Here is a 24,686-nt window from a genome sequence, read left to right on the forward strand (position 1 = left end):
GAGTAAGTTATGGATAACGAGCAGCGGGATATATCTCGCTTGATCGCTCAGGCTGGGCAGATGTTATTAGCCCATGGTGCCGAGAGCACCTTAGTCAGTACTGTTATGCGTCGCATAGGGCACGCTGCTGGGGTAACGGAAGTTGAGGTTGCTCTGTCAGCCGATGCGCTGGTGGTCACCACGGTCATGAATAATCACTGTGTAACCACAACACGAGGTTGTGCTGATCGCGGGATCAATATGCGGGTGATCACTCAGATCCAGCGTATCTGTATCATGATGGAGAAGGGGCTGCTTGATCACCAGTTAGCGCAAGAGCGAATTGATAGGATCAGTCCCGAGCGCTATAACCGTTGGCTGATCGTTTTGATGATCGGTGTCTCTTGCGCCAGCTTTAGCCGCCTTGCCGGGGGAGATATGTGGGTCTTTCTAATGACTTTTATCGCCTCCAGTCTTGGCATGGTGGTGCGTCAGGAGCTTGGTCATCGTCACTTTAACCCTCTGGTCAATTTCGCGGCTACCGCATTTGTTACCTCGACGATATCGGCCCAAGCGGTGGTATTTGCGATTGGCGATCAGCCAACCTTAGTTATGGCTTCATCGGTCTTGATGCTGGTCCCTGGCTTACCCTTGATCAATGCCGTTGCTGATATGCTCAAAGGTCATATCAACATGGGCTTGGCTCGATTTATGATGGCAAGCTTACTCACTCTCGCCACCAGTGTCGGGATTGTCGCTTCAATGGGGCTGACAGGTATTTGGGGGTGGATGGGCTCATGATGACACTGATATTCGCGCTGTTAGAAGACATGTTGCTGGCATCGATTCCTGCCATTGGCTTTGCCATGCTGTTTAATGTCCCGCAGCGAGCGCTTTTCTATTGTGCCCTTGGTGGGGCGATAGGTCACGGACTGAGATTTTTGTTGCTGGAGTATGGTGTGCCGATTGAGTGGGCGACGTTTGCTGCCGCAACCACTGTCAGCGTGATTGGTATCTATTGGTCGCAGCGCTTTTTAGCTCACCCGAAGGTGTTTACCGTTGCTGCGATGATCCCTATGGTACCGGGTGTCTATGCCTTTAAGGCCATGATTGCGTTGATCGAGATCCAGTACATAGGCTATTCAGAGCCATTAATGGCGATGCTAGTGGAAAACTTCCTCGCAGCAATCTTTATCATTACTGCACTTGCGGTTGGCTTAGCGCTTCCTGGGCTGATATTCTATCGCCGCAAACCCATTGTATAATGTGACCTAAGCCGAAGCGCATCAGGTCAGTGACCAATATGACTAGGAACAGACATGATCATTAGTATGATTGCCGCGATGGCAGACGATCGTATCATTGGCAAAGATAATCAAATGCCTTGGCACCTACCAGCCGACTTTGCGTGGTTTAAACGCTGTACGATGGGCAAGCCCATTGTGATGGGGCGCAAAACCTATGAGTCGATCGGTCGTCCTTTGCCTGGTCGCAAAAATATCGTCATCAGCCGTGATACCAGCTTAAAAATTGATGGTGTTGAGGTGGTTCAATCAATTGAGCAAGCGATCGATGCAGCAGGGGATGTCAAAGAACTGATGATTATTGGTGGCGGCAGTATTTATGCCGCTTGCCTACCACTTACTCAGCGCCTGTATCTCACCTTTATCGATGCCCAAATAGATGGTGATACTCGTTTTCCTCAATGGGATGAGTCGTTTAAGCAAACAAAGGTGGAGTCATATCAAGCTGACGAAGCGAATAAATATGGTATGCAGTTTGTTGTGTTAGAGCGTAACTAGAAGAGACGAGTGGCGTCCGACAAAGGTTGGACGCCCTCGGTAATACAATCTCTAATGAGCTAGATCAGGTCTCTCATTAATATTTCATATTCGTCGTTGGCTTCCTCAATCACATGATTGAGGTCAAGTGCATCTGTTGAGGCGAGTGTGAGTTGCCACACTTTACGTCCGCCACTTTCATCGCAACCAACCACTTTGACTTTCTCCCCTTTAGGTTCGAACTTCAGCTTTTCCAGACTTGAGTGATAGTGCTTGCGGCTTTCGATAATGTCGATGTCCACCTCCCCAACAGGGTTGATCTCAACGTGGGCGTGAAAACTCTTGGTGTTGGGTATCAAGTAATCTCTGTGCTTGGTAATCATCCTTTATCTCCTCCAGCGGCGCGGCCTCATTAAAAGTGTAGATGAGGGGGAAGCAAAGATTATGAAGTTGATATGAAACCCGATCTAGATCAAAAAATGCGCAACTGTTTTCATTCTTTACAGGGCAAAGACCGGCTATTTCAGTCTAAGATCGCACTTTGCGTATGAAACGTCTTCGATTCCCACTCGAGCATCGTTAGCCAACCACCCCATACGCAGCCCGTATCGAGACCGATCACTTTTGGGCTTTGATAGCCCTGCAGAGCTGCCCAGTGGCCAAAGATAATCACCTTATCAATATGTTTTTTATCAGGAAAATCAAACCATGGCATCAATTCTTCACCGGTCACCTCTGCGGGCGGTAACTTACATGCCATATCAAGTTGACCTTGAGGTGTGACATAGCGCATGCGGGTAAATGCATTAATGGCGTAGATGTAGCGACTCAAGCCAGCGCGAGCAGGGTCCCAGTCGTCTGGTAGATTCTGATACATGTTTTCCAGCAACCAAGAGAAGCGTTCGCTGCGTAATACCTTCTCTACCAGCTGTGCCTCTTTACGAGCTGTGGCAAGATCCCAGTGAGGAGAAATACCCGCGTGAGAGACAACGAACTCGGGGTGCTCAGCCAGCAGCGGCTGATGGCGTAACCATTCAAGCAATTGCTCTTGGTCTGGCGCCTGGAAAATAGGGCCAGTGCGATCGCGCTCTTTGATCTTCTTTATTCCACGAGAGACCGCAAGTAGGTGTAGATCATGATTCCCCAGCACCACCTGAACAGAGTCTTGATGCTGATAGGCAAAGCGCAGTGTATCGAGTGACTTCGGGCCTCTGGCTACCAGGTCGCCAGCTATCCAGAGTTTATCAGTAGAATGGTTAAAGTTGACTTGCTTAAGCAGCAACAGCAGTTCGTCATGACAGCCTTGGATGTCACCAACGATATAGTTTGATTTCGGCTTCACCGCATCTCCTAGTTGAGGATATTGGGTACCGCGAGTCGGAAGGGGTCCACTTCAGCAATAAAGGGCTCTTGGTTGGCATCCTGCATTGTATAGTGTCCTTGCATCACACCAACGGGGGTTTCTATCGCCGTCCCGCTTGAGTAGGTGTACTCATCATGCGCATCAATAATGGGTTGTTTACCCACTACCCCGTCTCCCTCAACGGTTAATTGTTTTCCATTGGCATCAGTAATAAGCCAGCGGCGACCCATTAGCTGCACTGGTTGGCCACTGAGGTTTTTGATCGTGATTAAGTAGGCAAACACATAACGACCCAGATCTGGCTCGGATTGGGCTTCAATATACTTACTATGTACTTGAACTTTGATGCAGGGTGAAGATGCGTTCATATTCAGTCCTTATCTAAAGTGGCTTTTGCTTGTTCAAGATTTCTTGGGCTAACACACGACAAATAAAAAGCAGGCCGAAGCCTGCTTTTGGATAAAGATTAATGGCGTTCTGCTAATAGATTAGCCATTGCAACAAATTGCTCAAGGGTTAGATTCTCAGGACGCATGCTTGGGTTGATCTCCAACTGCGCTAAGTCATCATCATTAAGTAGCGATTTGTAGCAGTTACGCACCGTTTTACGACGCTGGTTAAAGCCTTCACGACATACTCGATCAAGCCACTTAATATCTGAAGCAGGATGCGGGATCTCTTCATATGGCATCAAGCGCACTACCGCAGAATCTACCTTCGGTGGCGGCACAAACGCAGTTGGTGGAACCTCGAGAACCGGCACGACTTTACAGTAGTACTGTGCCATGACGGTAAGGCGACCATAAGCTTTAGAGCCAGGGCCTGCAGCCAAGCGATTAACCACTTCTTTTTGCAGCATAAAGTGCATGTCTTGGATGTCTTTATGGAACTCAAATAGGTGGAACATCAACGGCGTTGAGATGTTATATGGCAGGTTACCAAAAATACGCAGCTTGTTGTTTGGCTTGACCAACTGGGTGAAGTCGAAGCGCATCGCATCGCCCTCATGAATAGTCAGCTTGTCGGCCAGTTCCGGGTGATTACGTAGGCGCTCTGCCAAGTCTCTATCGAGCTCGATAACCGTAAATTTATCAACTTCTTTACCGACTGGCTCAGTGATCGCACCTAGACCTGGGCCGATCTCAACCAGGTTCTGGCCCGGCTTTGGGTTAATCGATGAGACAATACCATCGATAATATATGGATCATTTAGAAAGTTTTGACCAAAACGTTTACGCGCTTTGTGTCCCAAGTGGACATCATTTCTCATTGTTTTTTCTCAACTAATTCAATTGCATGCGCAAGGGCCGTTCGGAAGCTCCCTGTGTCCGCTTGGCCGGTTCCCGCAAGATCGAGTGCGGTGCCATGATCAACCGATGTTCTAATAAAGGGCAGTCCGAGTGTAATGTTCACTGAACGTCCAAATCCCTTATACTTTAGTACAGGCAATACCTGATCATGGTACATACCTAGAATAGCATCTGCATCCTCTAGGTACTTCTGATTAAAAATCGTGTCTGCAGGCAATGGGCCGATAAGATCCATCGCTTTTTCGTCGCGCAGACGCTCTAACGTCGGGGTGATGGTCTCAATTTCTTCACTGCCAAGGCAGCCATCTTCCCCTGCGTGAGGATTAAGCCCGCAAACATAGATCTTTGGCTGCGGAATAGCAAATTTTTCTACCAGATCCCGATTAAGAATATCGATAATCTGCTCGAGTCGCTCAGAGGTGACCGCTTTTGATACATACGCGAGTGGGATGTGAGTGGTGACCAAGGCAACACGCATCCCCTCGGTAGCCAGCATCATGACCACCAACGGAGTGTTAGACTTTTCAGCAAAAAATTCGGTGTGGCCGCTAAAGGCTACGCCGGCGCGATTGATAATGCCCTTGTGCACAGGCCCGGTTACCACCGCAGAGAACTCGTCGCTCATGCAGCCCTTAGCGGCCCGCTCAAGCGTCGCCAGAACATAGTGACCATTTTCTGCGTTGAGTCGCCCTATCTCGGCGGGGGCTTGCATTGGTATGTGGTCAACGATGAGCATGCCTGCTGGTGTTGGTTGTGCGGGTTTGTCTGCTTGATAGTCAACCAGCTTAACCTCAATCCCAAGTTGTTGTGCACGCTCTGCCAGCATCTGCTTATCAGCACACACTACCAGTTCATGCGGCCAGGCTTGGTTGGCTAACGCGAGTGTCAGGTCGGGGCCAATTCCGGCTGGCTCGCCTGCGGTTACAACGATGCGCTTAGCTGTCATCACTGCTCTCCCCGATCATCTCGACAAACGCACTGGCACGCAATTCTTGAACCCAGGCACCGACTTCTTCGTTAAATTTACGATTAAACAGAATACGGTAGGCGCGGTTTTTCAGGGCTGAGTCAGTGCGATCGACCTCGCGGCGCTCCATAACCTCAACGATATGCCAGCCGTGAACGGTCTTAAATGGCTCACTGATTTGTCCTACCGGAAGCGTTTCGACCTGGTGTTTAAACTCAGGTACATAGAGATCAGGTGTTTGGAAGCCGAGCTCACCGTCTTGCGCTGCTGAGCCCGGGTCTTGGCTGTACTGCTGGGCCATATCACCGAAGGTAACTTCACCCGCTTGGATCTGGGCAGTAATGGCATTGAGCTCACGCAGAACGCCGTCGTCGCTGAGGATCACCGTCGGTTTGATCAGAATATGACGCGCATTAACCTCTGTCACCGCGACCGTTTCCAAACCGCGCACATCATCAATTTTTAGAATGTGGAAGCCGACGCCGCTGCGAAATGGACCAATAATGCTGCCTTTGTTTTGCAGCTTGATCTGATCGGCAAAGATGGTTGGCATCTCTTCCTTGCGCATCCAGCCCCAGTCACCGCCCTCGAGCGCTTTTGGCCCTTTTGAGTAGGTGTAGGCAAGGTTGGTGAAATCAGCCCCAGCTTCCAGCTCGGCAATCAGCTGATTAGCTTGCTCCTCAAGCTCAGCCTTGTCTTGGTCGTCGCTAAAGCGCAGCTGAATATGGCTGATGTTATATTCTACCGTTGCATTGGTTTCCTCTGCCAGAAGCTCTGCTAGGTTGTCCACCTCTGCTGGTAGGATATTGATACGGCGACGAACGAGCGCGTTGCGTGCTTCACTCGCCGCGATTTCATTGCGGATCTGTTCACGAAACGCCGAGTAGCTCAGGCCTTCAAGTGCAACGGCCTGGATTAGTTGCTCAACGGTTTGCCCATTACTCGCAGCGATATCGGCAATGGCTTCGTTAAGGTGGTTATCATCAATTCGCACACCTAGGCGTTCAGCCTCTTGCTGTTGTAGGGTGTCGATAACAAGTTTCTCGATCACTTGCTCACGCAATATCTCTTCACTAGGCAAAGACTGTGGGTTGTCTGCGTTACTCGCACGCAGGGTGATCAATGCACTCTCGATGTCGCTTTGCAATATCACGCCTTCGTTCACGATGACCGCGACACGATCCATTTCAACAGGCTCAGCCTGAACCCAAGCAGTTGTCATGGCCAGTGCAGCGGTTGCGCTTAGGAGAGTTTTCTTCCACATAGAGTTTGGTTTCCTTTGGGTGATGCTGGTGTCCAACACCATCGAATTAATCGTTTAAGACAAATGGGCGTCCATAGCCGAGAGAGTTTTTCGAGCCTGAAATATCATATTCATTGATTTTTTGTGGCTTACCAAAACCAATAATGCCGATGTTTAAGCTCAAGTTATTTTCATAGACCGGGTTACTGTCGTAGAAGTTCATTCCGGTTGATGACCAACTGCGCAACTGGTTGCTATATGTGAAGCCGATATACCAGCAATCATCGGTATAGGTCAGGTTTGCCAGCCACTCTAGCTCTTCTTGGATGGTGAGATCATAGAAGTAGTGCAGTTGGGTATTCCAGTTACGGTTGATCTGATAGCCAGTTAGCAGCCCGACTTGTGAGATACCGTCTTTGGTGATCTCATCAATGTTGAGGTTGCCATCGCTGTCACGGATGTTGTCGCCCACCGTTTCATTGATGTAGTCTTTCGAGACAAAGCGATAGTTGGCTTGGACAAAGCCTGCATCGCGTCGGTATTCAAGCGTGCTGTTGCTGTGCTGCACGGCGGTGGTCTCAATATCATATTGAATGCCCCCGTGATAGAAGATGTTATCGCCGTATTTAAAATCGATCTCAACTGCCCAGGCCGAGTAATTTGAGCGCTCATCTTCCTGCGTCGAGTTAGTCTTGCGATCAATATAGAAAATTTGACCAAATGAAATCGCTAGGCGTTCTTTGAACTCGGTGTCAAAAAAGCGACTGGAGGCACCATAGCTGAGCTGGTTCGCCGAGGCGATATTGTCAACCCCACTGTACTGGCGGCTTCTAAACAGGCCATAGTAATCGGTTTGCAGTAGGGTGGTGTCGTACCAGAAAATGTTACTCTGGTCTTTGTCTGGGACATACACATATTGCAATTGAGGCTCGAGCGTTTGAGTATAGCCCAAGAAAACCGAGGTATCCCGCTCCAAAACTAACCCTGTATGTGTGCGAAACTCGGGTAAGATGCGTGTCACTGACTCGTCCAGCTCAGTGTACAGGCTAGCGTCGAAATCTTGCTCGTAGTGGGTTGCCAGTAGGCGTGCCTCGGTTGTCCAAGTTGCCCATGGGTTGCCAATCGGCAGGGTAAAGCCTGGCTCGATATGGACACGGGTTGCCGTTGGTCTGTCACTCGCATCAGTATCAAAAACCGACACATGACTGATCAGGTCAAAGTCGAGCGGGCCATAGATATTTGGCGCGTAGTAGTTGGCTGTGATTTGAGGCAGTAATCGATACGGTTGATTATCGGTATCGGCAAGGACCTGAAAATCACGCACCGACAATGTGGTATCCCAGCTCTCGGAGCGATAGGAGACCGAGCCTTCCTGGACTAGTTGGCCATCTTCGCGGTTACCAATGCGTGAGTCTACTTCTTGAAAGTACTCGACGTCACTGACGCGTGAGTAATCTGCGCGCAGTTTCCAGTGTTCGTTTACAATACCATCGTGCTCGAATTGAAAGCCCCAGCGCTCTTGATCATCATATTTTTGATCGTTTCCCAGGTACTCACCATCGAGGGTACTTAATCCATAGGGTGATAGATAGCGGAACTCACCATCGAGCTGCAGGCCACGTTTTTCTAGATAGCGAAAAGTGGTCGTGAGGTCGTAATTCTCTGCCAGGTTCCAATACACGGGAATATCGACCTGCGCACCGTCACTTGAGCCGTACGAGAAGGTAGGATATAAAAGACCTGTCTTGCGCGCATCGTTGAGCGGCAGGGTCATATATGGGACGTAGAAAATAGGGACGTCAAGCACCTCAAAGCGCGGGCCGTATAGGGTCGCTTGCTCCTCTTCTTGGTCGACTTCGATCGTCGATGCGCGCATGCGCCAAGAGTGATTACCTTCCGGGCAGGAAGTGATGGTGCCATCACTGAGCTTATAGGTGCCTCGGCCATCTTTTGAGATAAATACGGCCTCTCCACGCCCTTGCTCACACAGCATTTGATAGCGAGTATTGACCAATGACACCTCATCGGTGATCAAGTCTGCCGTGACTTGGTCTGACGTGGACTGAAATTCACCATCGGAGAAGGTGACATTTCCTGAGGCAACGACAATATCGTCTTCCTGATTAAAGGTGACGCTGTCTGCGGTGATGGTTCGATTTCCTTGGGTGACGATGACGTCTCCCTGATAGACTGCGGTCTCACCATTGGTCGCCTCAAGGCTATCAGCTTCCACGTTAATTGGCAGTTGATTGGTTGCTTCAATGTCCTGATCGTTGATTAGACATTGATCTTTGGTAGGAAGTTCTTGCAAACTAGGGCGGGTACCGCCCGGGATAGAGTCGCTCGAAATAGAGTCGCTCGGAACTGAGTCGCTTGCAGCAATCACAGTCGGCACGTACAGAGCCGCACTGATGGACGATGCTAGAATGGTGAGAGAAAAGCGTGACATCGAGTTTTACTATCCTGTTTAGCTTGATCGTTCCGGCCAAAGAGACCGAATTTAATAAAAACGCTCTTTATAATAAAGGAATTTCCACTGTCGAGCACTATCAGACCACATACACACAACAAAATTCACTGATTGAGACCACACAATGCATATTTTTGGCAAATTGTTAGGTGCTTTTTTTGGCATGCTATTTGGGGGCCCGCTTGGCCTCCTGTTCGGATTATTTATCGGCCATCAGTTCGATAAAGCGCGCCGCCTAGCGAGTATGGGCTATCGCACTGGTGGCTTTGGTGGCTTTTCAGGCCCCAAGCAAGACCAACAGATGCAGGAAGAGTTTTTTCGTGCCGCTTTCTCGGTTATGGGACACGTAGCCAAGGCCAAGGGCCAGGTAGAGAAAGCAGAGATTGAGCTTGCCTCGACGATGATGGATCGCATGAGCCTGCATGGCGAACAGCGCCGCGCAGCTCAAGACGCCTTTCGCGAGGGTAAAGAGAGTAATTTTCCTCTCGAGAGCGTGCTAGAGCGAGTCCAGGTCGCGGCACACAATCGTTTTGACCTTAAACAGTTTTTCCTCGAGCTTCAGGTGTCGGCAGCGTTTGCTGATGGAGAAGTTCACCCAGGCCAGCGTCAAGTATTGCATCGCGTTGCCCAAGGATTAGGCTTTTCTTCTGGTCAGCTTGAACAGCGTCTGCGCATGCAAGAGGCTGCATTTCGCTTTCAGCAGGGTGGATTTGGTGGCCATCAACAAGGATCGCACCAACACCAGGGTAATTGGCAGCAAGCCCCAAGCCGAGATCAGTTGGGTGATGCGTTCAAGGTGCTGGGTATCGAAGAGAGTGCCGACGCACGTACTGTGAAGCGCGCCTATCGCAAACTAATGAATGAGCATCATCCGGATAAATTGATGGCGAAAGGCTTGCCGCCAGAGATGATGAGTGTGGCGAAGGAAAAAGCGCAAGAGATCCAGAATGCCTATGACTTAATCAAGAAAGAGAAAGGCTTTAAGTAACGTGGGACACAAAAAACAAAAAAAGGCGAGTCATGCACTGACTCGCCTTTTTTTGTTTTAGCTTGAAACTTACTTGCGCACGGCAATCGCTTCAATCTCAATACCAACATCTTTCGGCAGACGGGCAACCTCTACACACGAGCGTGCTGGGTAGTTAGCCACGTTGTGCTCATCAAAGAACTTACCGTAAACCTCGTTAACCGTACCGAAGTCATTAAGGTCTTTAACAAATACCGTCATCTTAACAATGTCTGTTACGCTCAAACCAGAAGACTCTACCACGGCCTTCACATTGTCTAGCGACTGACGTGCTTGCTCAGCGATATCTGCTGATACTTCACCTGTGGCAGGGTTTACTGGGATTTGGCCTGAAGTCAGAACCATGTTACCTAGGTCAACGCCTTGAACATATGGGCCGATCGCTGCTGGTGCAGACTCAGTGTGAAGAACTTTAGTCATCAGTGTTTTTCCAATTATGTTTGCAGATTAAAAAGTCAGTGTGCCGCCAATTAACTCAGACGTAAAGCAAAATACCACGCAACCTCAGTTATGAGGAGGAAGCACTGTATTTCGAGAAGCTCACAGCGCGCGTTGAAAAATACTCGCCTCTCGCTTCCCGACTCCCGCCTCTTCTATCTTTCAGTGACGATCTCGCGTGAGAAGACCTTTTCGCAGTATTTACATTTCAAGCGGATATCTTGCTGCTTCTCGATCACGCTAAAGCTGGTCTCAACCGGCTCATTATGGGTAATGCAGTTCGAGTTTGGGCACTCAAACACATCGTGCACCTGTTTCGGCAGAACCAAGGGCAGTTTGCGCGTAACCTGATAGTTTTCGATCTGATTCACGGTTGCGTTTGGCGCATAAAGGGCAAGCTTGTTGGCTTGCTCTTCGTTGATGTAGACGTTTTCGATCTTGAGCAGGTCTTTGCTGCCTAGTGCAGAAGACGGTAAGTTAAGGCCAATCGTGACACGTTGGTTTGACTTGTCCATATCAAACAGCTTGATCACCTTGATGCCAACTTGGGCTGGAATATGGTCAATAACGGTGCCGTTTTTAATCGCTTCTACCTGCAATTGGTTGTCTTTAGTCATTGTTTTTACTCCATTACAAGGTTTCGTTAAGCACTAGTGCCAGCAGCGCTTCGCGGGCGTAGACGCCATTCTCTGCTTGCTCAAAGTAGTAAGCATGCGGGGTCTTATCCACATCCACCGTGATCTCATCGACGCGTGGTAGTGGGTGAAGCACCTTAAGGTTGCTCTTGGCGTCTTTTAACGTCTCGGCCGTTAGGATATAAGCGGACTTAATGTGTGCGTACTCGGACTCGTCGAAGCGCTCTTTTTGTACGCGCGTCATGTAGAGAATATCCAGCTCAGGCACCACACTCTCCATATCATTATGTAGGCTGTAGCGGATACCTGCCTCATCGAGCTCCTCGCAGATATAGTCCGGCATAGCGAGCGCATCAGGCGCGATAAAGAAGAAGCGCACGTTATCAAACTTAGCCAAAGCCTGAGTCAGGGAGTGGACAGTACGACCGTATTTTAGGTCGCCAACAAAGGCTACATTGAGGTTATCCAGGCGACCTTGCGTCTCTGCGATGCTGTAGAGATCAAGCAGGGTTTGCGTTGGGTGTTGGTTAGCACCGTCGCCTGCGTTGATGACTGGCACACCATTAGAAAACTCAGACGCCAGGCGTGCAGCGCCTTCTTGTGGGTGGCGCATAACGAACGCGTCCACATAGGAAGAGATCACCTGCACAGAGTCAGCCAGTGTCTCGCCTTTTTTAGCCAGAGACGTATTACCGCCGCTATCAAAGCCGATCACATCACCACCGATGCGTTGGATCGCAGTCTCGAACGATAGACGCGTTCGAGTCGAAGGCTCGAAGAAGCAGCTTGCGATAACCTTATTCTTGATAAGCTCAGGACGCTGGTTCGCCTTTAATTGACCAGCAGTTTCAACGATTAACTCAAGTTCCTGACGTGAAAGCTCAGGGATTGAGATAATGTGCTTTTTATATAGAGAGTTAGTCATGGTGATATTCCCTGGTGAAAAGCCATAAAAAAGCCCCCCGTTGTGGGAGGCTTAGAATATGAACAAGGAGGAGTGAAAACAACGTGCTTTCAGTGCGATCTGACCAACGTTAAGTAATCGTTTGCGTTGCATGAAAGCCCTCCTCAAAACTGGCGCTGATTATAGCGCTAAATCAGCCGTTTTTGCCAGTTTTGTCGTGACTATTCGTTTACTTGGTCACTAATTGACAGCTCTCTTCTCGTTATAGGCGGTTTAACCCGCTTTGTACCCCTTAATCACCTTTTGGATCATGGGTGACCAAAAGCATCAAAAGCAGTACCGCCGCTCATTATATGAGCGGATTTTTAGCCGAGGGTTAGCCGAGAGTAGCGACCATCACCGCTTTGATGGTGTGCATGCGATTCTCTGCCTGATCAAACACGATGGAGGCCGGTGACTCAAACACATCCTCGGTGACCTCAAGCCCATTCATGCCGTATTTCTCTGCTACCTGCTTACCAATCGTCGTCTCATCATTATGGAAGGCGGGCAGACAGTGCATAAATTTGACCTTTGGGTTACCGGTAGCCTCAAGCACCGATTGGTTGACTTGGTAAGGCGTCATCAGCGCGACGCGTTCATCCCAAGCCTGCTCCGACTCGCCCATCGACACCCAAACGTCGGTGTAGAGGAAGTCACAGCCAGCCACGCCAGCTTTGACATCCTCAGTGAAAGTGATGGATGCGCCAGTTTGCTCGGCGATAGTCATGCAGGTATCGATCAGTGCTTGCTCAGGCCAGAAGGCTTTTGGCGCCACAAGGCGAATATCCATGCCCATCTTGGCAGCGCCGACCATTAATGAGTTGCCCATATTGTTGCGCGCATCACCTAGATAGGCGAAGCTGATCTGGCTTAGCTGCTTGTCACGCGCATGCTCTTGCATGGTCAGAAAGTCGGCCAGGATTTGCGTGGGGTGGAACTCATTGGTCAGGCCGTTCCACACAGGGACGCCAGCATGCTCAGCCAGCTCTTCAACAATCTCTTGGCCAAAGCCACGATACTCGATGCCATCGTACATGCGACCCAGAACGCGAGCGGTATCTTTCATCGACTCCTTGTGGCCAATTTGTGACCCAGAGGGACCGATATAGGAAACCTGAGCGCCTTGGTCAAAGGCCGCAACCTCGAAAGCACAACGCGTGCGAGTTGAGGATTTCTCAAAGATCAGGGCAATGTTTTTGCCCGTTAGCTTCGGTTGCTCGCTACCTGCGTACTTAGCCTTTTTTAGGTCAGTGGATAGGTCGAGAAGAAATTGGATCTCGGTGGGTGAGAAGTCCAATAGCTTAACAAAATTACGATTACGAAGATTGAAGGCCATATTCTATTCCTTGAAACACACAGTAGTGACAGTAAAACATACAAATGCAGTTTATGTGAATTATTATTTTAAATAAAAGCGGCATTTAATTAAAAATGCCGCTTTTATTACATAGTTATTCCTTTTTGCTTAGAGGTTCTCCTCGGCAAACTCTGCCAGACGGCTACGCACCACCCCGTTGAGGTGAATGTTGGCGCTGCCCTCAAAGTTTTTAAATCGCTCGACCATGTAGGTCAGGCCTGAGGTCACCGGTGTTAGGTAGGGGGAGTCGATTTGGGCCAGGTTACCCGAGCAGACAATCTTAGTGCCCTCACCGCAGCGGGTGATGATGGTCTTAATCTGCGACGCTGTGAGGTTTTGACACTCATCGAGCAAGACAAAGGCATTTTGAATTGAACGTCCGCGCATAAAGTTGATCGACTTGAACTGGATATTGGCTTTATCGCAGATGTACTTGAGTGAGCCCTCGGTGCAGTGATCATTTTTGTGCAACGCTTCCAGCGTGTCGGTAATGGCAGCGAGCCAAGGCATCATCTTCTCTTCCTCCGTGCCGGGAAGAAAGCCTATCGACTCACCAATATCTGGGGTGTTGCGGGTGACAATGATCTTATCAAACAGGCCGCGCTCGATGCTTTGCTCAAGTGCGCTGGCCATAGCGAGTAACGTTTTCCCACTGCCGGCTGCGCCAGTGAGAATAACCAAGTCGATATCAGGGTCAAGCAGCGCATCGAGTGCCATCGCTTGGTAGATGTTTTTTGGCGTGATATCCCAGGCTCGGCGAGACATCATGCGCTCACGACTGAGGTCACGCACAGTGACGGTCTCACAGTCAATCTCTTCAACTCTGCCTGCAAAGTCACTCTCTTTATCTATCACGTACTGATTGATAAAGGTAGGCTCAAACGGCGCTCTTGGCAGAGTATGCAAGGTTCTGCTGCCCAAGCGGCGACTCTCTACCTGGTCGATATGTTGCCAGAAGCTTCCTTCGCAGCGTTGAAACCCTTTGGTTAGGTAGCGCACATCATCAATCAGTTGGTCGGTACGATAATCCTCAACAAAGCGCACTCCGGCACCTTTGGCACGCAGGCGCATATTGATGTCCTTGGTGACCAAGACAACCTCACGTGGGGCGCGCTTATTTTGTAGGTAGATGGTTGCGTTGAGAATGCGATTGTCACCCTCTTTATCGGCAAAGGCTTTGACGGTTTCTTGCAACACATAATCGGCAAGGATTGCGATGGTTCCAGAGCTGTGTTGCTGGCGGTTAATCGGGATCCCCTCAGAGATTTGGTCTGGGGTCGCGTCTCTAAACAGGTCTTCTAGTGCGCGTATTGCGACTCGAGCATCGCGTGCGATATCACGCTTGCTATCTTTAATGCGGTCTAACTCTTCGAGGACGGTCATCGGGATGACCACGTCATGTTCTTGAAAGGAAAAAATAGCGAGAGGTTCGTGAAGCAGGATGTTGGTATCGAGGACAAACAGTTTGCGATCAGTATCGCCCATAAGCATCTCCTTGCCTTTGGCAGCGCAGTAATCTTGTCAGCCAAGTGGCTGACATATGGCAGTAAAGCGGCGATGTCGACGAGAATGCTAGGTCGGCCGTAAGCTCGCCGATTTACTCTTTGCTCATCTTCTTAAAAATGAGCATTCCTCACTCCTATTATAGCGAGGCTTGTAAATAACATAACCGTTGCTTTTTTACAGCTTGATTACATTCAAATTTCGCCAAAAAAATCTAACCTGATCACGTGACCTCTATCACAGCTTCAAGTACCATTAGCCCCCTTTTTCTCCGCCATAACTCGCCTATATTTACTAGGGTGTTTTGCATTCGAACTGGCTGAGACGATAACCAAGCTCACCATCAATTATTCTTCAAACGAGGTAGTGTTTTCATGACATTTGCTATTGGGCAGCGCTGGATCAGCGATACGGAAAGCGATTTAGGTCTAGGAACCGTGGTCGCACTTGATGCACGCACAGTGACTCTGATGTTCGCCGCATCAGAGGACAATCGTGTCTACGCGAGAAATGATGCCCCCGTAACACGTGTAACTTTCAACACTGGTGATGTCATCGAGTCACAACAAGGCTGGACCTTAGTTGTTGAGGAAGTGATTGAGGAGAACGGGCTATTTAGCTACATCGGTACTCGTGAAGATACCCAGGAAGCCGGTGTTGAGCTGCGCGAAATTCTGCTAAGCAACCAAATTCGCTTCAATAAACCGCAAGACAAGCTCTATGCAGGTCAAGTGGATCGCATGGATAACTTTGTTCTTCGCTATCGTGCCTTGCAAAACCAGTATCAGCAGCACAAGAGCCCGATGCGCGGCCTGTGTGGTATGCGCGCGGGCCTTATCCCTCATCAGCTGTACATTGCTCATGAAGTTGGTCGCCGCCATGCACCTCGCGTGCTCCTAGCCGATGAAGTGGGCTTGGGTAAAACCATTGAAGCTGGCATGATCATTCACCAACAAGTGCTGGCAGGCCGTGCTGAGCGTATTCTTATCGTGGTGCCAGAAACCCTTCAGCACCAATGGTTGGTTGAGATGTTGCGCCGCTTTAATCTGCACTTCTCTATCTTCGATGAAGAGCGCTGTGTCGAGGCATATGCCGAGGCGGATAACCCGTTTGATACTCAGCAGTTGGTGTTGTGTTCACTCGACTTCCTGCGTAAAAGCCGCAAGCGCTTTGAGCAAGCGCTCGAGGGTGACTGGGACTTGCTCGTTGTGGATGAGGCGCACCACCTCGAGTGGAGTGAAGATAAACCGAGTCGTGAATATCAGGTCATCGAGGGGCTTGCTGAGCGCACACCGGGCGTGTTGCTTCTTACTGCGACACCAGAGCAGCTTGGGCGCGAGAGCCACTTTGCTCGCTTACGCCTGCTTGATGCTGATCGCTTCTATGACTACCAGGCGTTTGTCGATGAAGAAGAGCAGTATGCTCCGGTTGCTGACGCGGTTGCTGCCCTGTTTACTGGTGAGCGACTTGTTGATGAGGCCAAAAACCAGATCACCGAGCTGTTGTCAGAGCAAGATGTTGAGCCGCTGTTCCGCATTATTGAAAACGATGACCATGAAGAGTCACAAGCCAATGCGCGTCAGGAACTGATTGATAATCTAATGGACCGTCACGGTACCGGACGCGTGCTATTTCGTAACACCCGTGCCGCTATCAAGGGCTTTCCAAAACGCATGGTCAACCTGATGCCAATGCCAATCCCATCTCAGTACAACACTTCAATGCGAGTGGCTGGCATGCTGGGTGGCAAGATGAGCGATGAGGCTCGCGCGGTGAAAAACCTTTACCCAGAAGAGATCTTCCAAGAGTTTGAGGGGGATGAGTCGAGCTGGTGGCAATTTGATCCGCGTGTTGATTGGTTGATTGATAAGGTTAAAGATAAGCGTGGCGATAAGATCTTGGTGATCGCTTCACGAGCGGCGACGGCGCTGCAGCTTGAGCAGGCACTGCGCGAGCGTGAGGGGATCCGAGCAACCGTATTCCACGAAGGGATGTCGATCCTCGAGCGTGATAAAGCTGCGGCTTACTTCGCCCAAGAAGAGGGCGGGGCACAGGTATTGATCTGTAGTGAGATTGGCTCGGAAGGGCGCAACTTCCAGTTCGCTAGTCAATTGGTGATGTTCGATCTGCCATTCAACCCCGATCTGCTTGAGCAGCGTATCGGCCGCTTAGATCGCATCGGTCAGCGTAACGATATTGATGTTCACGTGCCTTACCTTGAGGGCACCTCACAAGGCATTTTAGCCCGCTGGTTCAATGAAGGCTTGAACGCCTTTGCTGAAACCTGCCCAACAGGTCGTATGGTTTACGAGCAGCACGCGGATGCACTGATCAAGATGCTCGCTTCGGGTGATACCTCAGAACTGGATGAAGTGATTGAGGCATCAGCGAAGATGAACCAAGAGCTCAAAGCACAACTAGAGCAAGGTCGTGACCGCCTGCTAGAGATGCACTCAAACGGCGGCGAGAAGGCGCAGAAGATCGTTGATCAAATTTCAGCAACCGATGGTGATATCAACCTAGTTACCTTTGCCCTGAGTTTGTTTGATACCATTGGCCTTAACCAAGACGACAAAGGCGAAAATGCCCTAGTTGTTACGCCATCTGAGCATATGCTAGTACCAAGCTACCCTGGCTTGCCGTATGAAGGTGCGACGATCACCTTTGATCGCGATACTGCGCTTTCACGCGAGGATATGAACTTTATCAGCTGGGAGCACCCGATGATCCAAGGTGGTATCGACCTTATTATGAGTGAGGGTGTCGGCACGTCGGCGGTCTCTCTACTCAAGAACAAGGCGCTGCCTGTGGGTACGATTCTGGTTGAGCTTATCTACTGCGTGGATGCCCAAGCGCCAAAACGCACTGGGATCAGTCGCTTCTTGCCGAAAACGCCGATCCGTTTGATGATTGATCAGCGCGGTAACGATCTATCAGCGCAGGTGGAGTTTGATAGCTTTAACCGCCAGTTGAGCCCGGTGAATCGTCACTTGGCGAGCAAACTGGTTAACTCAGTCCAAGCTCAAATCCACACCATGATCGAAGCAGGTGATAAAGCAGTGGTTGAGCCGGTTGAGCAGATCCGCCAACAGGCCAAACAAGAGATGCACGCCAGCCTGAATGCCGAGCTGGAGCGTCTACAAGCACTAAAAGCGGTTAACCCAAATATCCGTGACGAGGAGCTTGAGGTCATCGAACAACAGATCACCCAGCTTGATGGCCTGATCGATAAAGCGCAGTACCAACTCGATTCACTACGCTTGATTGTGGTTTCGCACAACTAAAACACGCTACGCTTAGGTGCGGGGAGCGGGTTACACTTCGTTCCGAGGAGCGAGGAGTTAGGTGTATGCCTTCACTTCTCGTACCCCAAAGGGCAAAGCTTGTCGCTGCACCTTGAACCTATCATTAGGTGTGGGGTGCAGTTTTTACTTCGTCTGGAGTCACGATGAGTTAGCCGCGCGTATTAAACCCCTCGCACCTCGAAGGGCAAAGCCCGTCCCCGCCCCTCGCCCCTGACGAAGTCTTTACATCAACCACTTCCACCAAATAAACACCGCTAGGAAGCCGAATAGGTAGATAAGGCCGGCTTGGGCTAGGCGTCTGAGGTTTTTGCTTACGGCGAGCTCTTTCGGTAGCTCAGTTCTCGTTACTAGGATGTAGTTGAGTAGGGCAAACACTGGCGTGGTCATGAATGCCATCACCATAGCAAAGTCGAGCATCGGCATTAGCGCTGACATCAAAAACATCACGATGCCGAGTGCACAGCCAGAGACGATCACCATCCAAGTTAAATTCACCTTAGGGTTAGCCTGTGGTTGCTTCAACAGCAAGCGCTGAGACTCAGAGATCACGCGCGAGTAACCATCAATCACTGTAATTGTGCTGCCGAAAATACAGAAGAAAGCGATCACTGCGATAAGCATGCGGGACCACTCACCAATGGTTGATGCATACAGGCCTACTAGCTGGTGGGTAAAGCCAACGCCGGAAGCCGCAAGGTCAACGCCACTGCCATGGATCACCAGTGCGCCAAGTGCGACGAAGAATAAAGCCAATAGTGCTGTACCGATGTAACCGACATTAAAGTCGAACAGGGCTGATTTGGCAGTAACTTGGGTATGTCGTTGCTGGCTCTTAAGCCACATTGAGGTAATGCTCGAAATCTCAATTGGCGCTGGCATCCAGCCCATGGTTGCAACTAGAAAGCCAATCGCGGCGATAGACCAAGGTGACGGTGACTGGAAGTCAGGCGCAGGCTCAACTGGTTTACCCATCGCGATCACTACGGCAGCGATGGTTGCAATCGTCAAACACGCCATGATGATCTTAGACAGATTATCTAGCGCCTTGTAGTGACCGGCAAATAGGATGGCCAGGCAGATGGTCAACACGCTTGCTGTTGCAACAACAGTGCTCAGATCGAATGGGATAAAGTAGTTAAGCAAGCTGGCGCTAAATAGGGCGAGCGCGGCGGTATTAACAATGGCTGAAACCGTACTCAAAATGACAAAAATCCACAAGTAGGGCTTGCCCAGCTCAGAGTAGCCCTCAACTAAGCTCTTTCCTGTACCAACCGTAAACTGTACTCCTGCCTTGAAGAAGGGATATTTGAATAGATTAACCAGCAGGATCAAGCCAGCAAGTTGCCAACCATAGATTGCCCCCGCTTTGGTTGAGGCCACCAAGTGTGAGCCTCCGACCGCGGCGGCGGCCATCATAATCCCTGGGCCTAGAGAGCGAATAAACTGAGACCAGCCACTGCGGCTTGGAGAAGGTGTACCTGAAACACTTTCCATGTTCTTAAATTCCTTTTTATTATTGTCAATCAAATACACAAATATCATACTGTTAATTGCTGTCAATTATTTATTACATTGAAGTTTACACTTGTGATATTCAGCGATTTGTCCAACGCGCAACGGCAGCTATAAATCGCGCCTACTTATCTCCTGTGTAGGCTGGCAATGGCGATATTGGGCAGCGTAACTGAGTTTATCTCTGACGTGATATAGCGAAAGCAAAATTTATATGGTGATTGGTGTTCCCCTTATATCAGGAGACAAAACATACGGGACCAGTTATGCAACATGTTGGGTTGATGGCTCTCCCTGTGATAGAGTCCAGCCTATCTCGCTACATATGGCGAGAACAACGCTAATTGACGGGCTCAAATCCTGAAGAATTAATCCAAACAAAGACGATAAACCTTTGCTAGGAGGAGCACCCGGACGATAGTACTTATCTGTGCCAAAAATAAAGTGAGACACTACTCAGTGAAATATACGTTCCGCCTACTTTTTTCCGCCGCCGCATTATCTCTCAGTCTAAATCCTGTGGCTCACGCTTCCAATCAGCAATGCAGTGCTGAGCAACTTGAGTGGGTCAAAACCGATAAGCGCAGCCTGACGCCTCGTTGGGAAGGCGCTGAGTTCGGTGAAAATATAGCCCACTCGGCATGTCGTACCTTGCCCCACGATGAAGGAGCCTTGTTTGTCTCTTACTTAACGGAGATCCTCACCGAAGAGACCTACGAGGAATTTCGCAATTATATGTGGCGCGTCGCCTTGTTTGACAAATCCACGGGTAAGGTGCGAGCAGGCTATCAAGGCATTATCGCTGAAGATGCGGGGACGAGGGTAAATCCCCATCAAGGAGCCTTTGTTCTGGATACGGCACCTTATCGCCTAAATGAGTCCACTCGTGCAATCGGTGTCCGTCAGTTCACCTCGTACAGTCCACCCTATGCTGATGGTTCGACAAGCGATGAGATAACTTTGTTTATTGAGCGTGATGGAGAGCTCAAGCCCGTGTTACGTCAATTGCCATTGTATTGGGGGCGCTCGGCTTGGGACAGCGACAATCCTCGTTATTACCGAGCAAACCTTCAGATTCAACTTGGACAGAAGCAGCAACAAGGTATGGTTGATCTCATTCTGACGGGTCGCTCTACATGGTCTGCGGGTTATGGGGATGACGAGCAAAACGGTTCAGGCCCACGAATTCGTTTTCCGATGGTCTTTGATGGCGAGCAGTACGAGCGTGAGGCGTATTGGCAAGCCTCTAGTGACTGGAGTGAGGCCATCTCTGCTCAATTAGCGGAATTGGGTGAATAAACTTGGTTGTTGAATCTTAGTGTCAATGAACGGGCTGCGGAATGAGGTTTCGGCTCTCTTGGTATCAGTATTAATAAGCTCTGAACGAGCTTGATTGCGTATCAGCTGCGGCTGCCTGTCATAACTGCTAGGAGTATGACTGGCAGCCCAAATCTAGCAGGCTTGATTTAAGCGCACAACTGGGCGCGACTAAATAACCGAGTATGAGGTGCGAAATTGAATTTCTTCCTTTGCAGCAGCTAAGTGTAGAAAGCATTCACAGCGTTTTGTCCACCGCTTCACAACTGCTATAATCCGCGCCCACTTCCTTGTTAAGAGACTGGCTATGGCAATGCTTGAATACACCCCTCCTTGCGACCCTTGGATCGATATCGTCTATGAAGATGATTTTATCCTGGTAGCCAATAAGCCATCAGGTTTGCTTTCTGTGCCGGGGCGTCTGGAAGAGCACTATGACAGCATGTGGAGTCGCCTTGAGCAGGAGTACCCTGGTATTCAGGTTATTCACCGCCTCGATATGTCGACATCTGGCTTGATGCTGTTTGCTAAAGATAAGGCGAGCGAGAGTGCGCTGAAGAAACAGTTTCAATACCGCTTAACTCACAAGGTTTACTATGCTCGAGTATGGGGGCACCCTGAGCATGATAGTGGTGAAGTGGATCTGCCGCTGATTTGTGATTGGCCAAACAGACCCAGACAAAAGGTCTGTTTTGAGGATGGCAAACCATCACAAACGCTTTATCAGGTGGTAAAGCGCGAGGAGCAAACCAGTATTGTCCGTTTGCTGCCGATCACTGGTCGATCGCACCAATTGCGTGTGCATATGCAGGCACTGGGGCATCCGATTGTGGGGGATGAGTTTTACTCGGAGGGTGAGGCGCTCGAATTCTCAGACCGTCTTGAGCTGCATGCGGCTGAGCTGAGCTATTACCACCCGGATACGCTGCAATTGAACGCTACCTTCGTGCCGTGTGATTTCTATCCGCAGGCCAAGCCAATGATCTTTACCTTTTTTGATCCTGTGAGAGAATTGCCCGATTACAAGACACTGCCTAAATGCTAGTTACCGTCAATTAATTCAACCCTGGCAGTGCATAGGAGTTTGTATGTCACTGCCTAAAGTGGTGTTTCTTGATACTGCCACCATCCCTGATCATATTGTCATCCCCAAGTTGTCTTTTCCTCACCAGTGGGTCGAATACGACTTCACGCCACCCGAATTGGTTCGCGAACGAATAGCGGATGCACAGATAGTCCTGACCAACAAAGTCTATTTGGGCCTTGAGCAACTTAGTGGTCTCTCAAAGCTGCGCCTGATTGCGGTTTCTGCCACCGGATACAACAATGTCGATATTGACTACTGTCAGCAAAACTCGATTGCCGTGACCAATGTGCGAGGCTACGCCCATCAATCGGTGCCTGAGCATGTTATCGCGATGATGTTTGCTCTAAGACGTAATCTGATGGGCTATCATCAAGACATTGCTCGAGGTGAGTGGCAGCGTAATAAGCAGTTCTGCTTCTTTACCCATTCAATTGGTGATATCGCAGGAAGTACCATAGGGGTGATTGGCTCGGGAGTATTGGGCCAGGCAACAGCCAAGCTTGCGCAGGCTTTGGGAATGAAGGTGTTATTTGCCGAGCGCAAAGGAGAGCAGGAATGTCGAGTTGGCTATCACCCATTTGAGCAGGTACTGGCAGAGTCTGATGTGTTAACGCTGCATTGCCCACTGACTGCTGACAATGCCAACCTGATTGCTGCCAAGCAGTTGGCGCGAATGAAGCCGAATGCGATCGTGATTAACACTGGGCGCGGCGGGTTGGTGAATGAGCAAGACTTGGTGTCTGCCCTTAAAACAGGAAAAATTGCCGCCGCGGGTGTCGATGTCTTCAGCGAAGAGCCCGCTGATATTACCAACCCATTAGTCGATAACGCACATTTACCTAATCTGCTTTTGACACCACATGTCGCGTGGGGGAGTGATAGTGCTATTCAGGCGTTGGCTGATATCTTGATCGACAATGTTGAGAGATTCGTGCGTGGTGAGCAACACAATCGCGTCGTATAAAGGCAGAGGCGAGAAGCGAATGGTTAATAACCTTAAGCTCCTCGCGTCTGGGGTTATTTGGTGTTTGGTAATACTACGACTTTAGTTTTTGCCCACATGTCGTGGAAGCCACGTTTCTGTGGGTCCAGTGGTACGGTAAGGTTCGCTAGACCAAAAGCGGAAGTGGCGATGCGAATCAAGGCTTGGGTCAGAGTTATTTTGCCCCCGTCGTGATTGACCAACTGGAGACGCCAGGCGCGCATGCCAAGGGTTTGTCCTGCTTTGATCCAGAAGAAACTGAAGAAGCCGACCCAAACGGTGGCAAGGTATAAGGCAAACAGTGGGCTCCATATCGGGTGATTAGAAAGTAAATCGCCAGCATCTATATAGTGACCATAACTGATAACTCCTAATGCGATCCCCGCCATCAGAAGTGCGACGATTAGACCTGCAGCGATCATTTCAATCGCAATTATGATTAGGGCATCGTAAAAGAGAGCAGCAAAGCGGCGCATAAGCCCGGCTGTAGGGTAGTCCTTTATTGTGTTCATTGTTATTCGATTATTGTTGATCGTGTAATCAGCATACAAAATCCTACCCTTGGGAGGAAGAGATTGTCGATTTCGCAGGCTTTGCGCACAAATAATCAGCAGTCGAGCAAAAGCATTAATTTTAAGGGTTGCGTTCGTTTCGCCGTTACGTATAATGCACAACACAAAGACGGGGCAGCCCGTTAAAGCCGGTGTGGTGAAATTGGTATACACGACGGATTCAAAATCCGTTGCCTTCGGGCGTGGCGGTTCAAGTCCGCCCACCGGTACCATCTTTTATAAAGAGGACATCTCGATGTCCTCTTTATTTTTCTCTAAGATTTGCTGAAAAGCAGCTTGAGAAAAAGTGAAAAAAAAGAGTTGACTCTGAAATTTCACAGCGTATTATACGCATCCCCGACGACGAGACGCTAAGCGCAACGTTAGTCGGAAAGCTCTTTAAAAATATAAACCTATCAATCTGTGTGGGCACTCGTTGATGATAATCCAATTAGATATTTCTCTTTTATAGAGAGGGGTATCGACTTAGATTTCAATGAAACGAAGTGACCATTACGAATCATTAGATTCGGCACAGTCAATTCAAACATTACTATGTAATGTTCAGTATTCATTGAGTCACAAAACTTTAAATTGAAGAGTTTGATCATGGCTCAGATTGAACGCTGGCGGCAGGCCTAACACATGCAAGTCGAGCGGCAGCGACAGTTACAATCCTTCGGGTGCGTTTCTGGGCGGCGAGCGGCGGACGGGTGAGTAATGCCTGGGAATATGCCTTGATGTGGGGGATAACTATTGGAAACGATAGCTAATACCGCATAATCTCTTCGGAGCAAAGAGGGGGACCTTCGGGCCTCTCGCGTCAAGATTAGCCCAGGTGGGATTAGCTAGTTGGTGAGGTAATGGCTCACCAAGGCGACGATCCCTAGCTGGTCTGAGAGGATGATCAGCC

22 protein-coding genes, 1 tRNA gene and 1 rRNA gene are annotated in these 24,686 nt (G+C 49.6%); 10 read left to right on the plus strand and 14 right to left on the minus strand.

Going from position 1 to position 24,686, the window contains the following annotated elements; translation table 11 throughout:
• Positions 1-9: 9 nt before the first annotated feature.
• The 3 genes from ACSTTG_RS19180 to folA are packed head-to-tail and all read left to right on the plus strand — an operon-like array spanning position 10 to position 1,781.
• Complete coding sequence (locus tag ACSTTG_RS19180) at positions 10-780, plus strand: threonine/serine exporter family protein (protein ID WP_438475844.1); 771 nt, start codon at positions 10-12, stop codon at positions 778-780.
• The gene (locus tag ACSTTG_RS19185) at positions 777-1,244 is read left to right on the plus strand and encodes a threonine/serine exporter family protein (protein WP_438475845.1); all 468 of its coding nucleotides are present in this window, start codon (positions 777-779) and stop codon (positions 1,242-1,244) included. The genes ACSTTG_RS19180 and ACSTTG_RS19185 overlap by 4 nt, the downstream gene beginning before the upstream one ends.
• A 54-nt stretch (positions 1,245-1,298) precedes the next feature.
• Complete coding sequence (folA, locus tag ACSTTG_RS19190) at positions 1,299-1,781, plus strand: type 3 dihydrofolate reductase (protein ID WP_438460441.1); 483 nt, start codon at positions 1,299-1,301, stop codon at positions 1,779-1,781.
• Positions 1,782-1,840: 59 nt separating this feature from the next.
• On the opposite strand, the gene ACSTTG_RS19195 is transcribed toward folA, so the two are convergent.
• The 7 genes from ACSTTG_RS19195 to lptD form a co-directional block, all read right to left on the minus strand.
• Entirely contained in the window at positions 1,841-2,143 is a 303-nt protein-coding gene (locus ACSTTG_RS19195; protein WP_438460440.1) for a hypothetical protein, read from the minus strand.
• Between the two features lie 140 nt (positions 2,144-2,283).
• Positions 2,284-3,102, minus strand: a complete 819-nt coding sequence (locus ACSTTG_RS19200; RefSeq protein WP_438475846.1) for a symmetrical bis(5'-nucleosyl)-tetraphosphatase — start codon at positions 3,100-3,102, stop codon at positions 2,284-2,286.
• 8 nt (positions 3,103-3,110) lie between these two features.
• Positions 3,111-3,491 carry a Co2+/Mg2+ efflux facilitator ApaG/CorD gene (gene apaG, locus ACSTTG_RS19205; RefSeq protein ID WP_438460438.1) on the minus strand — a complete coding sequence of 127 codons (381 nt, stop codon included), beginning with the start codon at positions 3,489-3,491 and terminating at the stop codon, positions 3,111-3,113.
• Positions 3,492-3,589: 98 nt separating this feature from the next.
• Entirely contained in the window at positions 3,590-4,393 is an 804-nt protein-coding gene (gene rsmA / locus ACSTTG_RS19210; RefSeq protein WP_438475847.1) for a 16S rRNA (adenine(1518)-N(6)/adenine(1519)-N(6))-dimethyltransferase RsmA, read from the minus strand.
• On the minus strand, positions 4,390-5,379 hold the full coding sequence (pdxA, locus tag ACSTTG_RS19215; RefSeq protein ID WP_438475848.1) for a 4-hydroxythreonine-4-phosphate dehydrogenase PdxA: 990 nt from the start codon (positions 5,377-5,379) through the stop codon (positions 4,390-4,392). Before pdxA ends, rsmA begins: the two co-directional genes overlap by 4 nt.
• Positions 5,369-6,664, minus strand: a complete 1,296-nt coding sequence (surA, locus tag ACSTTG_RS19220) for a peptidylprolyl isomerase SurA (protein ID WP_438475849.1) — start codon at positions 6,662-6,664, stop codon at positions 5,369-5,371. Before surA ends, pdxA begins: the two co-directional genes overlap by 11 nt.
• Positions 6,665-6,710: 46 nt before the next feature.
• Positions 6,711-9,092, minus strand: coding sequence for an LPS assembly protein LptD (gene lptD, locus ACSTTG_RS19225; protein WP_438475850.1), 2,382 nt, complete (start codon positions 9,090-9,092; stop codon positions 6,711-6,713).
• Positions 9,093-9,237: 145 nt separating this feature from the next.
• Here lptD and djlA point away from each other — a divergent pair, with 145 nt between their 5' ends.
• Complete coding sequence (gene djlA / locus ACSTTG_RS19230) at positions 9,238-10,101, plus strand: co-chaperone DjlA (protein ID WP_438475851.1); 864 nt, start codon at positions 9,238-9,240, stop codon at positions 10,099-10,101.
• A 69-nt stretch (positions 10,102-10,170) separates the two neighbouring features.
• Here djlA and ACSTTG_RS19235 read toward each other — a convergent pair whose 3' ends face one another.
• The 5 genes from ACSTTG_RS19235 to ACSTTG_RS19255 all read right to left on the minus strand — a co-directional run bounded on the left by ACSTTG_RS19235 (position 10,171) and on the right by ACSTTG_RS19255 (position 15,001).
• Positions 10,171-10,560 carry a RidA family protein gene (locus ACSTTG_RS19235; protein ID WP_438460432.1) on the minus strand — a complete coding sequence of 130 codons (390 nt, stop codon included), beginning with the start codon at positions 10,558-10,560 and terminating at the stop codon, positions 10,171-10,173.
• Positions 10,561-10,733: 173 nt separating this feature from the next.
• Positions 10,734-11,195 carry an aspartate carbamoyltransferase regulatory subunit gene (gene pyrI / locus ACSTTG_RS19240; protein WP_438460431.1) on the minus strand — a complete coding sequence of 154 codons (462 nt, stop codon included), beginning with the start codon at positions 11,193-11,195 and terminating at the stop codon, positions 10,734-10,736.
• A gap of 13 nt (positions 11,196-11,208) precedes the next feature.
• Entirely contained in the window at positions 11,209-12,138 is a 930-nt protein-coding gene (pyrB, locus tag ACSTTG_RS19245) for an aspartate carbamoyltransferase (protein WP_438460430.1), read from the minus strand.
• A gap of 355 nt (positions 12,139-12,493) precedes the next feature.
• On the minus strand, positions 12,494-13,495 hold the full coding sequence (locus tag ACSTTG_RS19250; RefSeq protein WP_438460429.1) for an ornithine carbamoyltransferase: 1,002 nt from the start codon (positions 13,493-13,495) through the stop codon (positions 12,494-12,496).
• A gap of 129 nt (positions 13,496-13,624) precedes the next feature.
• Positions 13,625-15,001 (minus strand): PhoH family protein, encoded by a 1,377-nt coding sequence (locus ACSTTG_RS19255; RefSeq protein ID WP_438475852.1) that lies wholly within the window; start codon positions 14,999-15,001, stop codon positions 13,625-13,627.
• A 392-nt stretch (positions 15,002-15,393) separates the two neighbouring features.
• Between ACSTTG_RS19255 and rapA the strand changes: the two genes are divergently transcribed.
• Complete coding sequence (rapA, locus tag ACSTTG_RS19260) at positions 15,394-18,303, plus strand: RNA polymerase-associated protein RapA (RefSeq protein WP_438460427.1); 2,910 nt, start codon at positions 15,394-15,396, stop codon at positions 18,301-18,303.
• Positions 18,304-18,546: 243 nt separating this feature from the next.
• On the opposite strand, the gene ACSTTG_RS19265 is transcribed toward rapA, so the two are convergent.
• Positions 18,547-19,818 carry an Nramp family divalent metal transporter gene (locus tag ACSTTG_RS19265; protein WP_438475853.1) on the minus strand — a complete coding sequence of 424 codons (1,272 nt, stop codon included), beginning with the start codon at positions 19,816-19,818 and terminating at the stop codon, positions 18,547-18,549.
• A 477-nt stretch (positions 19,819-20,295) separates the two neighbouring features.
• On the opposite strand from ACSTTG_RS19265, the gene ACSTTG_RS19270 reads away from it, so the two are divergent.
• The 3 genes from ACSTTG_RS19270 (at position 20,296) to ACSTTG_RS19280 (ending at position 23,204) form a co-directional block, all read left to right on the plus strand.
• Positions 20,296-21,135 (plus strand): PA3715 family protein, encoded by an 840-nt coding sequence (locus ACSTTG_RS19270; RefSeq protein WP_438475854.1) that lies wholly within the window; start codon positions 20,296-20,298, stop codon positions 21,133-21,135.
• Between the two features lie 325 nt (positions 21,136-21,460).
• On the plus strand, positions 21,461-22,198 hold the full coding sequence (rluA, locus tag ACSTTG_RS19275) for a bifunctional tRNA pseudouridine(32) synthase/23S rRNA pseudouridine(746) synthase RluA (RefSeq protein WP_438460425.1): 738 nt from the start codon (positions 21,461-21,463) through the stop codon (positions 22,196-22,198).
• 43 nt (positions 22,199-22,241) lie between these two features.
• The gene (locus ACSTTG_RS19280; protein ID WP_438475855.1) at positions 22,242-23,204 is read left to right on the plus strand and encodes a D-2-hydroxyacid dehydrogenase; all 963 of its coding nucleotides are present in this window, start codon (positions 22,242-22,244) and stop codon (positions 23,202-23,204) included.
• A 53-nt stretch (positions 23,205-23,257) separates the two neighbouring features.
• Here ACSTTG_RS19280 and ACSTTG_RS19285 read toward each other — a convergent pair whose 3' ends face one another.
• Entirely contained in the window at positions 23,258-23,734 is a 477-nt protein-coding gene (locus ACSTTG_RS19285) for an RDD family protein (RefSeq protein ID WP_438475856.1), read from the minus strand.
• 187 nt (positions 23,735-23,921) lie between these two features.
• Here ACSTTG_RS19285 and ACSTTG_RS19290 point away from each other — a divergent pair.
• Positions 23,922-24,006, plus strand: a tRNA-Leu gene (locus ACSTTG_RS19290).
• A 358-nt stretch (positions 24,007-24,364) separates the two neighbouring features.
• Positions 24,365-24,686: ribosomal RNA gene (locus tag ACSTTG_RS19295) — 16S ribosomal RNA — on the plus strand; the annotation flags it as partial.

The sequence above is a fragment of the Vibrio glycogenivorans genome (assembly GCF_051660965.1).
Taxonomy (GTDB): Bacteria; Pseudomonadota; Gammaproteobacteria; order Enterobacterales; family Vibrionaceae; genus Vibrio.

Coding starts and splice junctions, on each gene's coding strand:
- ACSTTG_RS19180 (WP_438475844.1), top strand. CDS start 10: ATGGATAACGAGCAGCGGGATATATCTCGCTTGATCGCTCAGGCTGGG.
- ACSTTG_RS19185 (WP_438475845.1), top strand. CDS start 777: ATGATGACACTGATATTCGCGCTGTTAGAAGACATGTTGCTGGCATCG.
- folA (WP_438460441.1), top strand. CDS start 1,299: ATGATCATTAGTATGATTGCCGCGATGGCAGACGATCGTATCATTGGC.
- ACSTTG_RS19195 (WP_438460440.1), bottom strand. CDS start 2,143: ATGATTACCAAGCACAGAGATTACTTGATACCCAACACCAAGAGTTTT.
- apaG (WP_438460438.1), bottom strand. CDS start 3,491: ATGAACGCATCTTCACCCTGCATCAAAGTTCAAGTACATAGTAAGTAT.
- rsmA (WP_438475847.1), bottom strand. CDS start 4,393: ATGAGAAATGATGTCCACTTGGGACACAAAGCGCGTAAACGTTTTGGT.
- pdxA (WP_438475848.1), bottom strand. CDS start 5,379: ATGACAGCTAAGCGCATCGTTGTAACCGCAGGCGAGCCAGCCGGAATT.
- surA (WP_438475849.1), bottom strand. CDS start 6,664: ATGTGGAAGAAAACTCTCCTAAGCGCAACCGCTGCACTGGCCATGACA.
- lptD (WP_438475850.1), bottom strand. CDS start 9,092: ATGTCACGCTTTTCTCTCACCATTCTAGCATCGTCCATCAGTGCGGCT.
- djlA (WP_438475851.1), top strand. CDS start 9,238: ATGCATATTTTTGGCAAATTGTTAGGTGCTTTTTTTGGCATGCTATTT.
- ACSTTG_RS19235 (WP_438460432.1), bottom strand. CDS start 10,560: ATGACTAAAGTTCTTCACACTGAGTCTGCACCAGCAGCGATCGGCCCA.
- pyrI (WP_438460431.1), bottom strand. CDS start 11,195: ATGACTAAAGACAACCAATTGCAGGTAGAAGCGATTAAAAACGGCACC.
- pyrB (WP_438460430.1), bottom strand. CDS start 12,138: ATGACTAACTCTCTATATAAAAAGCACATTATCTCAATCCCTGAGCTT.
- ACSTTG_RS19250 (WP_438460429.1), bottom strand. CDS start 13,495: ATGGCCTTCAATCTTCGTAATCGTAATTTTGTTAAGCTATTGGACTTC.
- ACSTTG_RS19255 (WP_438475852.1), bottom strand. CDS start 15,001: ATGGGCGATACTGATCGCAAACTGTTTGTCCTCGATACCAACATCCTG.
- rapA (WP_438460427.1), top strand. CDS start 15,394: ATGACATTTGCTATTGGGCAGCGCTGGATCAGCGATACGGAAAGCGAT.
- ACSTTG_RS19265 (WP_438475853.1), bottom strand. CDS start 19,818: ATGGAAAGTGTTTCAGGTACACCTTCTCCAAGCCGCAGTGGCTGGTCT.
- rluA (WP_438460425.1), top strand. CDS start 21,461: ATGGCAATGCTTGAATACACCCCTCCTTGCGACCCTTGGATCGATATC.
- ACSTTG_RS19280 (WP_438475855.1), top strand. CDS start 22,242: ATGTCACTGCCTAAAGTGGTGTTTCTTGATACTGCCACCATCCCTGAT.
- ACSTTG_RS19285 (WP_438475856.1), bottom strand. CDS start 23,734: ATGAACACAATAAAGGACTACCCTACAGCCGGGCTTATGCGCCGCTTT.